At 74.5% G+C, this 10,758-nt stretch carries 10 protein-coding genes and 1 pseudogene; 9 read left to right on the top strand and 2 right to left on the bottom strand.

The window, feature by feature from the left end:
- Nucleotides 1-336: 336 nt before the first annotated feature.
- On the bottom strand, nt 337-795 hold the full coding sequence (locus ACIGAN_RS24580) for an ATP-binding protein (RefSeq protein ID WP_399860525.1): 459 nt from the start codon (nt 793-795) through the stop codon (nt 337-339).
- Nucleotides 796-1,009: 214 nt separating this feature from the next.
- On the opposite strand from ACIGAN_RS24580, the gene ACIGAN_RS24575 reads away from it, so the two are divergent.
- Both ACIGAN_RS24575 and ACIGAN_RS24570 read left to right on the top strand, forming a co-directional pair.
- Entirely contained in the window at nt 1,010-1,870 is an 861-nt protein-coding gene (locus ACIGAN_RS24575; protein ID WP_365089019.1) for a helix-turn-helix domain-containing protein, read from the top strand.
- Nucleotides 1,871-1,879: 9 nt separating this feature from the next.
- A complete protein-coding gene (locus tag ACIGAN_RS24570) occupies nt 1,880-2,110 on the top strand; it encodes a DUF397 domain-containing protein (RefSeq protein WP_365089021.1) in 231 nt (76 codons plus the stop codon).
- A gap of 51 nt (nt 2,111-2,161) precedes the next feature.
- Here the strand turns inward: ACIGAN_RS24570 and ACIGAN_RS24565 are convergent, their stop codons facing one another.
- Complete coding sequence (locus ACIGAN_RS24565) at nt 2,162-3,289, bottom strand: 8-amino-7-oxononanoate synthase (RefSeq protein WP_399860521.1); 1,128 nt, start codon at nt 3,287-3,289, stop codon at nt 2,162-2,164.
- Between the two features lie 150 nt (nt 3,290-3,439).
- Between ACIGAN_RS24565 and bioB the strand changes: the two genes are divergently transcribed.
- The 7 genes and pseudogenes from bioB (at nt 3,440) to ACIGAN_RS24530 (ending at nt 10,755) form a co-directional block, all read left to right on the top strand.
- Complete coding sequence (gene bioB, locus ACIGAN_RS24560) at nt 3,440-4,603, top strand: biotin synthase BioB (protein ID WP_365744953.1); 1,164 nt, start codon at nt 3,440-3,442, stop codon at nt 4,601-4,603.
- Nucleotides 4,596-5,876 carry an adenosylmethionine--8-amino-7-oxononanoate transaminase gene (locus ACIGAN_RS24555; protein WP_399860518.1) on the top strand — a complete coding sequence of 427 codons (1,281 nt, stop codon included), beginning with the start codon at nt 4,596-4,598 and terminating at the stop codon, nt 5,874-5,876. Before bioB ends, ACIGAN_RS24555 begins: the two co-directional genes overlap by 8 nt.
- A gap of 1 nt (nt 5,877) precedes the next feature.
- Nucleotides 5,878-6,603 (top strand): dethiobiotin synthase, encoded by a 726-nt coding sequence (gene bioD, locus ACIGAN_RS24550; protein WP_399860515.1) that lies wholly within the window; start codon nt 5,878-5,880, stop codon nt 6,601-6,603.
- A gap of 128 nt (nt 6,604-6,731) precedes the next feature.
- The gene (bla, locus tag ACIGAN_RS24545) at nt 6,732-7,631 is read left to right on the top strand and encodes a class A beta-lactamase (RefSeq protein WP_399860513.1); all 900 of its coding nucleotides are present in this window, start codon (nt 6,732-6,734) and stop codon (nt 7,629-7,631) included.
- Nucleotide 7,632: 1 nt separating this feature from the next.
- Nucleotides 7,633-8,568, top strand: a complete 936-nt coding sequence (locus tag ACIGAN_RS24540; protein ID WP_399860510.1) for an endonuclease/exonuclease/phosphatase family protein — start codon at nt 7,633-7,635, stop codon at nt 8,566-8,568.
- Between the two features lie 70 nt (nt 8,569-8,638).
- A pseudogene (locus tag ACIGAN_RS24535) lies at nt 8,639-9,339 on the top strand (class I SAM-dependent methyltransferase).
- A gap of 606 nt (nt 9,340-9,945) precedes the next feature.
- The gene (locus tag ACIGAN_RS24530; RefSeq protein WP_365098786.1) at nt 9,946-10,755 is read left to right on the top strand and encodes an ABC transporter ATP-binding protein; all 810 of its coding nucleotides are present in this window, start codon (nt 9,946-9,948) and stop codon (nt 10,753-10,755) included.
- Nucleotides 10,756-10,758: the final 3 nt, after the last annotated feature.

The following is a 10,758-nucleotide window of genomic DNA, read 5'->3' as shown; positions in this document are numbered from 1 at the left end:
GGTGGGGGGTGGGGGGGGGCCCCCCCCCCGGGGGGGCCCCCCGGGGGGGGGGGGGGGGGGGGGGGGGCCCCCCGGCGGGGGGGGGGGGGCCCCCCCCCCCCCCCCCCCCCACGCCGGAGCGTGACACCGCGCCCAGGGACACCGTCCCCCCACGGCCGGGCACCGCCCCTGCACCGCACGCAACGAGACTCCGCTGCAACGCGCCGCACGGGACCGTGTGAGGAGGAGCGGGGGACCACGGCTTTCCGGGAGGCCTGGGACGCCGTCCCGGGACGGTACGAGGGTCCCGCACCACTGGGGCGCCGGGAAGCCTCGGCGTGGCACCGGTGAGGGCGGCTACGGCTCCTGCCGGACCGCCGTCGTCGCCGCCCGGGCGGGAGTGGCCCACGGCAGTTCGACCGAGATGGTCTTGCCGCCCTCACGGGTGGGGCGGATCCTGAACCGGCCGCCGCACTCGGCGGTCAGCCACCGGATGATGACCAGGCCGCGGCCGTTGTCCTGCTGGACGGCGGCGGGGAGCCGTCTGGGGAAGCGCGGATGGCTGTCGGTGACGCCGATGCGCAGCCGCTCGTCGCGCTCGAGCGCCATGTCCACGGTGAAGGTGGGCGACTGCCCGAAGGTGTGCTGGACGGCATTGGTGGCGAGCTCGGAGATGATGAGCCGCACGGTGTCGGACACCTCCGTGTCCGCCGGCAGCCCCCACTCCGCGAGCGTGCCCACCACGTAGGCACGGGCCGCCGAGACCGAGGCCGGATCGCTCGGCAGAGTGACGGATGCTTCCAGATGGTCTGCCATGGCGACGTCGTCCCTTTCCCACGGGACCGCAGTCCGACACGGAGCGGATGGTTCGAGTACGGTCCCGGACTGGTGCTTCGTCCGCCAGACTGCCACCGAATCACCCGTGAAGGACGGCGATCCACCAAGATATGCATATATCTGTCGCTCGATGCGGTGAACTCTGCGACGCGAGACCGTATATGGGTGGCACGGAAGGAGTAGGGAGAAGCCCATGCAGCACGGTCCCGCGGTGCGCCGCCGGAAACTGGGCGCCGAACTGCGCGCGTTGCGCGCGGCGGCGGGGCTCACCAGCGGTGAGGCGGCCCGGCTGGTGGGCTGGCATCAGTCCAAGGTCAGCCGGATCGAGACGGGCACCAGCGGGGTGAAGCCGGCCGATGTGCGGTTACTGCTCGACGCCTACGACGTGGCCGACACCCAGCTGCGCGAGCTGCTCACGATGCTGGCCGGCTCCGACGACAGCGGCGGGCGGCACCACTGGTGGCACGCCTACCGCGGGGTGCTGCCGCCGACCTACCGGGACTTCATCAGCCTGGAGTCGCAGGCCAGCACGATGCGCACGCTGGAGACGACCGTCGTCCCGGGCCTGTTGCAGACGCCCGAGTACGCGCGGGCGGTGACACGGGCGGCGGTGGAGGGACTGCCGGAGGACCGGCTGGACACACTGGTCGAGGTGCGGCTGGCCCGGCAGGACGTGCTGCGCGCGGATCCTCCCCTGGAACTGAGCGCCGTCCTGGACGAGGCGGTGCTGCGGCGGGAGGTGGGCGGGCCCGGGGTCATGGCCCGGCAGCTGGAACGGCTGGTCGAGGCGGCGCGCCTGCCCCAAGTGCGGTTGCAGGTACTCCCGTTCGCTGCCGGGGCGCACATCGGCGTGACGGGACCTTTCGTTATCTTCTCATTTTCGAGCACTTCTGATCTGGATGTGGTTGTTCTCGACCACTTGACGAGTAGCCTCTACCTGGAACGGAAAGAAGACCTCCAGGCGTACACGGAGGCCTTCAACGCCCTTCAGATCCACGCCCTTTCGCCCGAGGACTCGTTGGATTTCATCGCCGGGACAGCCGCCGGCGCGTAAGGAGGCACCATGCGTGCACTGCCTCGTCATGTCCCCTCAAGCAGCGAACTGCACGGTGTGCGGTGGTTGCGCAGCAGCTACAGCACCGGCGCGAACAACTGCGTCGAGACCGCGTGTCCGCACAGCCCGCCCTGGGCCGGTCTGCTCGCCGTGCGCGACTCCAAGGCCCCGGACGGGCCCGCACTGCTCTTCTCCGCGCAGAGCTGGGCCGACTTCACGTCCGCGGTCGACCGCATCTGAACCCTGCCGCTCCGTCCGCCGTCGTGCGACGCACGGCCGTGTCACGCCGACTCATGGCCGCGTCTCGCCGATCACCCGTACAGCGCGATCGATCTGCTGACCGGTCAGGTCCGCGCGGGCGGTCAGCCTGAGCCGTGAGATGCCGTCCGGCACGGACGGCGGGCGGAAACAGCCCACGGCCAGGCCGGCCGCGCGGCACTCGGCCGCCCAGCGCACGGCGTCCTCGGCCGAGGGCGCCCGCACCGAGACCACCGCGGCGTCCGGACGCACCGCTTCCAGACCCGCGGTGGTCAGGCGCGTGTACAGCTCGTCCGCCACCGCGCGGGCCCGCTCCGCCCGTTGCGGCTCGCGGCGCAGCAGCCGCAGGGCCGCCAGGGCGGCCCCCGCCGCGGCGGGGGCCAGGCCCGTGTCGAAGATGAACGTCCGTGCCGCGTTGACCAGGTGGTCGACGACCCGGGCCGGGCCGAGGACGGCTCCGCCCTGGCTGCCGAGCGACTTGGACAGCGTGACCGTCGCGACGACGTCGTCGGCGCCCGCGAGTCCCGCCGCGTGCGGGGCGCCGCGGCCGCCGGCGCCGAGGACGCCCAGGCCGTGGGCGTCGTCCACGACCAGCCCGGCGCCGTGCTCTCGGCAGGCCGCGGCGAGCGCCGCGAGCGGGGCCGCGTCGCCGTCGACGGAGAAGACCGTGTCGGACACGGCGATCGCCGTGCCCGTGTGGGCCGCCAGCGCCTTGCGCACGGCCTCCGGCTCGGCGTGCGCCACCACCTGGGTCGTGCCGCGGGCGAGCCGGCAGCCGTCGATGAGCGAGGCGTGGTTGCCCGCGTCGGAGACGATCAGCGAGCCGTGCGGCGCCAGCGCGGTGACCGCCGCGAGGTTGGCGGCGTAGCCGGAGGAGAAGACCAGGGCCGCCTCGAAGCCGCAGAATCCGGCCAGTTCCCGTTCCAGCTCGGTGTGCAGTTCGGTCGTGCCGGTGACGAGCCGGGAGCCGGTCGAGCCACCGCCCCACGTCCGCGCCGCGCGGGCCGCGCCGTCGGTGACCTCCGGGTGGTGGGCCAGCCCCAGGTAGTCGTTGCCCGCCAGGTCGAGGAGCGGGGAACGCGCCGGGCGCGGGCGCAGGGTCCGCACGAGTCCCGCGCGGCGGCGCAGCTCCGCCTGCTCGTCGATCCAGCCGAACGCCATGGGTGGTCCTCCGCGGAATTTGTAGGCAGTGCACAGACACTAGCGGGACGACCAGCAGGTCACTGTGTGGCAATACCCACACCTCGAAGGGACTTAGTTGTGCGAAGTCTCCTTGGCCCGGACCGCCTCGGTAGGACAGGATCGGCTCTCATGGACCTGCTGAACACGCTGGTGGACAAGGGGCTTCGGCGCGAACTGCCGACCCGGGACGAGGCACTGGCCGTCCTCGCGACGTCCGACGACGACCTGCTCGATGTGGTGGCCGCGGCCGGAAAGGTGCGCCGGCACTGGTTCGGCCGGCGGGTGAAACTCAACTATCTCGTCAACCTGAAGTCGGGCCTGTGCCCCGAGGACTGCTCGTACTGTTCGCAGCGGCTCGGCTCCGAGGCCGGGATCCTGAAGTACACCTGGCTCAAACCGGACCAGGCGTCCGACGCGGCGGCGGCCGGGGTGGCCGGGGGCGCCAAGCGGGTCTGCCTGGTGGCCAGCGGGCGCGGCCCCACCGACCGTGACGTGGACCGGGTCTCCGAGACCATCAAGGCGATCAAGGAGAACAACGAGGGCGTCGAGGTGTGCGCCTGCCTCGGCCTGCTCTCCGACGGCCAGGCGGAGCGGCTGCGCGAGGCCGGCGCCGACGCCTACAACCACAACCTGAACACGTCCGAGGCGACGTACGGGGACATCACCACCACCCACACGTACGCCGACCGGGTCGACACGGTGAACAAGGCGCACGCCGCCGGTCTGTCCGCCTGCTCCGGGCTGATCGCCGGCATGGGCGAGAGCGACGAGGACCTGGTCGACGTCGTGTTCTCGCTGCGCGAGCTGGACCCGGACTCGGTCCCGGTGAACTTCCTGATCCCGTTCGAGGGCACCCCGCTCGGCAAGGAGTGGAACCTGACCCCGCAGCGCTGCCTGCGGATCCTGGCCATGGTCCGGTTCGTCTGCCCGGACGTGGAGGTCCGCATCGCGGGCGGGCGCGAGGTCCATCTGCGCACGATGCAGCCGCTCGCGCTGCACCTGGCCAACTCCATCTTCCTGGGCGACTACCTCACCAGCGAGGGCCAGGCGGGCAAGGCCGACCTGGAGATGATCGCGGACGCCGGGTTCGAGGTGGAGGGCACCGGCCAGGTGACGCTGCCCGAGCACCGGGCCGCGGGCGGCTGCGGCAGCGGTGGTGGCTGCGGCTCGGAGGGCTCCGAGGAGGGCGGCGTGTGCGGTTCCGCGCCGGCCGCGCAGCCCGCCGGGCCCCGGACCGACCTGGTCGCCGTGCGCCGCCGGGGCGCCGGGACGGACCTCGCGCCCAATGCCTGAGCCGGCCGTCGCCGAGCTGCTGGAGCTCGACCGGCGGCATGTGTGGCACCCGTACGGCCCGATGCCCGGACGGCAGGAACCGCTCGTCGTGGAGTCGGCGAGCGGGGTCAGGCTGCGGCTCGCGGACGGTTCGGGCGAGCTGGTCGACGGCATGTCGTCCTGGTGGTCGGCGATCCACGGCTACAACCACCCGGTGCTGAACGAGGCCGCGCGCGAGCAGCTCGGGCGGATGAGCCACGTGATGTTCGGCGGGCTCACCCACGAACCCGCCGTGCGTCTGGCGAAGCTCCTTGTCGACATGTCGCCGGACGGTCTCGAGCACGTCTTCCTCGCCGACTCCGGGTCGGTGTCGGTCGAGGTGGCGGTCAAGATGTGCCTGCAGTACTGGCGTTCGCTGGGCCGCCCCGGCAAGCGGCGGCTGCTGACCTGGCGCGGCGGCTACCACGGCGACACCTGGCAGCCGATGTCGGTGTGCGACCCCGAGGGCGGGATGCACGAGCTGTGGTCCGGGGTGCTCCCGCGCCAGGTCTTCGCCGATCCGCCCCCGGCCGAGTACGACGAGGCCTACGCCGAGCACCTGCGGTCGCTGATCGGGCGGCACGCCGAGGAGCTGGCCGCGGTGATCGTCGAGCCGGTGGTGCAGGGCGCGGGCGGGATGCGCTTCCACTCCCCCGCCTATCTGCGGGTGCTGCGCGAGGCGTGCGACGCGCACGGAGTGCTGCTGGTGTTCGACGAGATCGCCACCGGCTTCGGGCGCACGGGCGCGCTGTTCGCGGCGGAGCACGCGGCGGTGACACCGGATGTGATGTGCGTCGGCAAGGCGCTGACCGGCGGCTACCTGACGATGGCGGCGGCGCTGTGCACCGCGCGGGTGGCCGACGGCATCTCCCGCGGCGAGGTGCCGGTGCTCGCGCACGGCCCGACGTTCATGGGCAATCCGCTGGCGGCGGCCGTGGCCTGTGCCTCGATCGAGCTGCTGCTCGGGCAGGACTGGCGCGCGGAGGTCAGGCGGATCGAGGCGGGCCTGCGCGAGGGACTCGCGGCGGCCTCGGACCTGCCGGGGGTGAAGGACGTGCGGGTCCTCGGCGCCATCGGGGTGGTGCAGCTGGACCACCCCGTGGACATGAAGGCGGCGACGGAGGCGGCCGTGCGCGAGGGCGTGTGGCTGCGGCCGTTCCGCGATCTGATCTACACCATGCCGCCGTACGTCACGGGCGACGCGGACCTGGCGCGCATAGCGCGAGCGGTGTGCGCGGCGGCGCGGGAGGGATGACATGACGGTACTGGTGATCACGGGCACGGGCACGGAGGTCGGCAAGACGGTCGTGACCGCGGCCGTCGCCGCGACGGCGCTCGCCGCGGGCCGTTCGGTGGCCGTGCTGAAGGCCGCGCAGACGGGCGTGCTCCCGGGCGAGGCGGGCGACGCGGCGGAGGTCGCGCGCCTGGCGGGCCCGGTGACGACGGCCGAACTGGCCCGCTATCCGGACCCGTTGGCCCCGGCCACGGCCGCGCGCCGGGCCGGCCGGGCCCCGGTGCACCCGCACGAGGTCGCGGAGGCCGCCGCCAAACTGGCCACCGAGCACGACCTGGTGCTGGTGGAGGGAGCGGGCGGACTGCTCGTGCGGTTCGACGCGGCCGGCGGCACCCTGGCGGACGCGGCCGGGCTGCTGGCGGCGCCCGTGCTGGTCGTGACCGCGGCGGGTCTGGGCACCCTCAACACGACGGAGCTGACCGCGCGTGAACTGCGGCACCGGGGGCTGGACCTGGCCGGGATCGTGATCGGCAGCTGGCCCGCGGCGCCGGATCTGGCCGCTCGCTGCAATCTCGCCGATCTGCCGGACGTGGCCCGGGCACCGCTGCTGGGGGCCGTGCCCGCCGGCTCGGCGGCACTCTCCCCCGCCGCCTTCCGCGCTGCGGCCCCGCACTGGCTGGCGCCCCGGCTGGACGGCACGTGGGACGCCGAGGCCTTCCGGACGCGGGAGGCACCCGGAGCGTCCTGAGGTGTGGGAGGGGGGTGGGTGAAACGGCGCGCGGAGTGAAGTTGGAGCGCGCGGGGCGCGGGGTGAAACCGGCGCGGGCGCCCCTCGCGTGTTGACCTTCGTAGGCGATCACCGTCGAAGGGAACACCGTGCGCACCGAACCACCACGCCCCACCCGCCGTACGGCACTCGTGCTGGGCGCGGCCGCCGCCCTCGCGCTGGGCGGCGGCACGGCCCACGCGTCAGCGGGCACCGGCGGTGTCACCGCCCGGCTGCGGGAGCTGGAACGGGAGCACACCGCCCGGCTGGGCGTCTACGCCCGCAACCTGCGCACGGGCCGGACGGTGGCCTACCGGTCCGACGAGCGCTTCCCGATGGCCTCGGTGTTCAAGACGCTTGCGGCGGCCGCGGTGCTGCGCGACCTCGACCGTGACGGGGAGTTCCTGGCCCGCCGCATCCGCTACAGCCAGGACTACGTGACGAGGTCCGGGTACTCCCCGGTCACCGAGCGGCACGTCGCGACCGGCATGACCGTCGGCGAGCTGTGCGACGCCACCATCCGCTTCAGCGACAACACCGCGGGCAACCTGCTGCTGAAGGAGCTGGGCGGGCCGACCGCGATCACCCGCTTCGCCCGCTCGGTCGGCGACGGCGTCACCCGGCTGGACCGCTGGGAGCCCGAGCTGAACAGCGCGGAGCCGTGGCGCCTGACCGACACGACCACACCGCGCGCCATCGGCCGGACCTACGCCCGGCTCGTGGTGGGGGACGCGCTGGCCCCGCGGGACCGGGCCCGGCTCACGGACTGGCTGCTGCGCAACACCACCAGTGCCGAGAAGTTCCGCAAGGCCCTGCCCGCGGACTGGCTGATCGCCGACAAGACCGGCGGCGGACGCTACGGCGGCAACCACGACGTGGGCGTCACCTGGCCGCCGGACGGCCCGCCGATCGTGATGTCGGTACTGACGACCCAGCCGGAGGAGGACGCCCCGGCCGACAACCCGCTCGTCGCGAGGACGGCGGCGCTGCTGGCCGGGGAACTCGCCTAGCGTGACCGCCCGGTGCGGGACGGCGTGGGACACCTGGCTCGTCGCCGGCGCCGCCGGCGTCGCCGGGCTGCCGGCCCTGCACGCCGCCGTGCCCAACGGGGCGGGGCGGCTGGGCAGTCTCCTGGAGACGTTCCTGCCCTGGCCGGGCGCGGCCGTGCCGGTCCTCGTCGCCCTGGCCCTGTACGCGCGGTCGAGGGTGGGGCTGCTGGCCTGCGCGGCGCCCGCGCTGGTCTGGTGCTGGATGTTCGGCGGCCTGTGGTTCTCCCCGTCCCCGGGGCCGCACGACCTGACCGTCGTGCAGCACAACGTCGCCGACGACAACGCCGACCCGGCCGGCACGGCCCGCGCGCTGCTCGCCCCGGGCGCCGGGCTGGTGGCCGTCCAGGAGCTGACGGCGGCGGCGCGGCCCCGGTACGAGGAGGTCCTCGGGGCCTCCCATCCGCACCGGGCGGTCCAGGGCACGGTCGGGCTCTGGTCGGCCTGGCCGCTGTCGGACGTGCGGCCCGTGGACATCCGGCCCGCGGGTTTCCCGGCGAGCTGGCGGCGCGCTCTGCGGGCCACCGTCTCCACGCCGGGCGGGCCGGTCGCGGTGTACGTGGTCCATCTGCCCTCGGTCCGCCTCGAGCCGACGGGGCTGGCGTCGGCGGCCCGGGACGAGAGCGCGGCCCTGCTCGGGGCCCGGATCGCGGCCGACCCGGCCGGACGGCTGCTGGTCGTCGGCGATCTCAACGGCACGGTGTGGGACCGCGGGCTCCGGCCGCTCACCGCGCACCTGGACGCCCCCGGCACGGGCTTCGCGTTCAGCTGGCCGTCCGCCCTGCCGGTGGCCCGGATCGACCAGGTGCTGGGGCGGGGCGTCGAGGTGACGCGGGTGTCGGCGCTGGAGGCGACGGGCAGTGACCACCTCCCGGTGCTGGGCCGCGTCCGTCTGCCGTGAGGGGCGGGGGTGGGCCGGGCCCGACCGGGGGACAATGCGGGTGAGGCCGGCCTTGTCCAGGGAGGTCCTGATGCCGCTCCGCTCCGGCGCGCTGCCGCGGGACGCCGTACGCCATCCGCTGTTCGCCCGCTACTACGCCCGGGTCAGTGTCACCGCGGAGACGCGGATGGGCATGGGCCGGGTGCGCGGGAGACTGCTCCGCGGGCTGTCGGGCCGCGTGATCGAGATCGGTGCCGGCAACGGGCTGAATTTCGCGCGCTACCCGGGCACCGTCGCGGAGGTCGTGGCGATCGAGCCGGAGCGGCGGCTGCGGCAGTCGGCCGTGGAGGCCGCGCTGCGCGCCGAGGTGCCGGTGGACGTGGTGCCGGGCGCGGCCGAGGCGCTGCCGGTCAAGAGCGAGGGCTTCGACGCGGCGGTGGTGTCGCTGGTGCTGTGCAGTGTGCGGGACGTGCCCCGGGCGCTCGCGGAGCTGCAGCGGGTGCTGCGGCCGGGCGGTGAGGTGCGGTTCTTCGAGCACGGCGGGGGCGGCGGAGGGCGATGGGCGCGACGCAGCGCGCGCTGGACCGGACGGTGTGGCCGCTGCTGAACGGGGGCTGCCACCTGTCCCGCGAGCCGGTGCGGGCGCTGCGCGAGGCCGGGTTCGAACTCGGCCCGTACCGGCGGCTGCTGATGCCGGAGCGGGGTCCGGTGCTGCCCACGTCGTACTGCGTGCTGGGCACGGCGTGGCGGCCGGAGACCGATACCTGGGCCAAGGCGCTCGGCCCGGTATGACGGCCGCGGCCGACGCCCGGGCCGGCCGGACATGGGCCCGGCGCGTCAGTCCGGGAGCGACGGCCGGTCCCAGGCCGCTCGGCGCGGCACGACGATCGGGGCGCGACATTCAGGCGACCGAGGCGCGGGCCCAACGCGGCGGCCGCCCGGCCCGCGCCCGGCGCCGCGATGCCGGGCGCGGCGTGGCTGCCCGGGAGTGACGCCCAGGCCACCGCGGCCACAGGCCCCGCTCGGCGGCCCGGGGCCCGGGCACATGCCCGGCGTGACGCCCGCGGGAGCAACGGCGCGGGGGCCACCAGGGCGCAGGCCCCGCCTCACGCTTCCCCCCCCTCGCGCGGAGGGCGCCGGGTGTGGGCTCTCAGTGCGACTCGCGCAAGGTGCCCGGTGTGGGCTCCCCGAGTGGGACTCGCGGAGGACGCCCGGTGTGGGCACCCCCCGTGCGACTCACGGAGGGCGCCCGGTGTGGGCACCGCGGGTACGACTCGCGGAGGATGTCGGGTGTGGGGCACCGCGGGTCCGACTCGCGGAGGATGTCGGGTGTGGGGCCGGTCACATTACCCTCGGGCTGAGCCGGGAGGTTCCGGTACCGACCCCGAGGAGGCGGCCTTGTCCACACCCGCTGCGGAGCACGCCCCCGGCCTCGCGCCGGCCGACGGAATCGCGGCCCGGGCCCGCGGTCTGACCAAGGCCTACGGGTCGGGCGAGACGGCCGTGCTCGCCCTGGACGCGGTGGACGTGGACGTGGTCCGCGGCCGGTTCACCGCGGTGATGGGGCCGTCGGGCTCCGGCAAGTCCACGCTGATGCACTGCCTGGCCGGGCTCGACACCGTCTCGGCCGGTCAGGTGTGGCTCGGCGACGTCGAGATCACGGGCCTGAAGGAGCGCGAGCTGACCCGGCTGCGCCGGGACCGGATCGGCTTCATGTTCCAGTCGTTCAACCTGATCCCGACCCTGAACGCGCTGGAGAACATCACGCTGCCGATGGACATCGCGGGCCGCAGGCCCGACCCGCAGTGGCTGGACCGGGTCATCGACACGCTGGGCCTGCGCGACCGGCTCCGGCACCGGCCGTCGCAGCTCTCCGGCGGCCAGCAGCAGCGCGTGGCCTGCGCGCGGGCTCTCGCCTCCCGGCCCGAGCTGATCTTCGCGGACGAGCCGACGGGCAACCTCGACTCGCGCGCCGGTCTGGAGGTGCTCGGCTTCCTGCGCGAGGCCGTGGACCGGCTGGGGCAGACCGTCGTCATGGTCACCCACGACCCGGGGGCCGCCGCCCACTCGGACCTGGTGCTGTTCCTCGGGGACGGCCGGATCGTCGACGAGATGCGGCAGCCGACCGCGGAGGCCGTACTGGAACGCATGAAGCGTTTCGACGTGATCCGCACCCGGTCCGAGGGCTCCCCGGCCGAGGAGACCTGACCC

This window comes from Streptomyces sp. NPDC085931 (assembly GCF_044540565.1).
Lineage (GTDB): Bacteria > Actinomycetota > Actinomycetes > Streptomycetales > Streptomycetaceae > Streptomyces.
The sequence above is the reverse complement of the archived record's forward strand: the minus strand, read 5'-3'. Positions and strand labels throughout refer to the sequence as shown.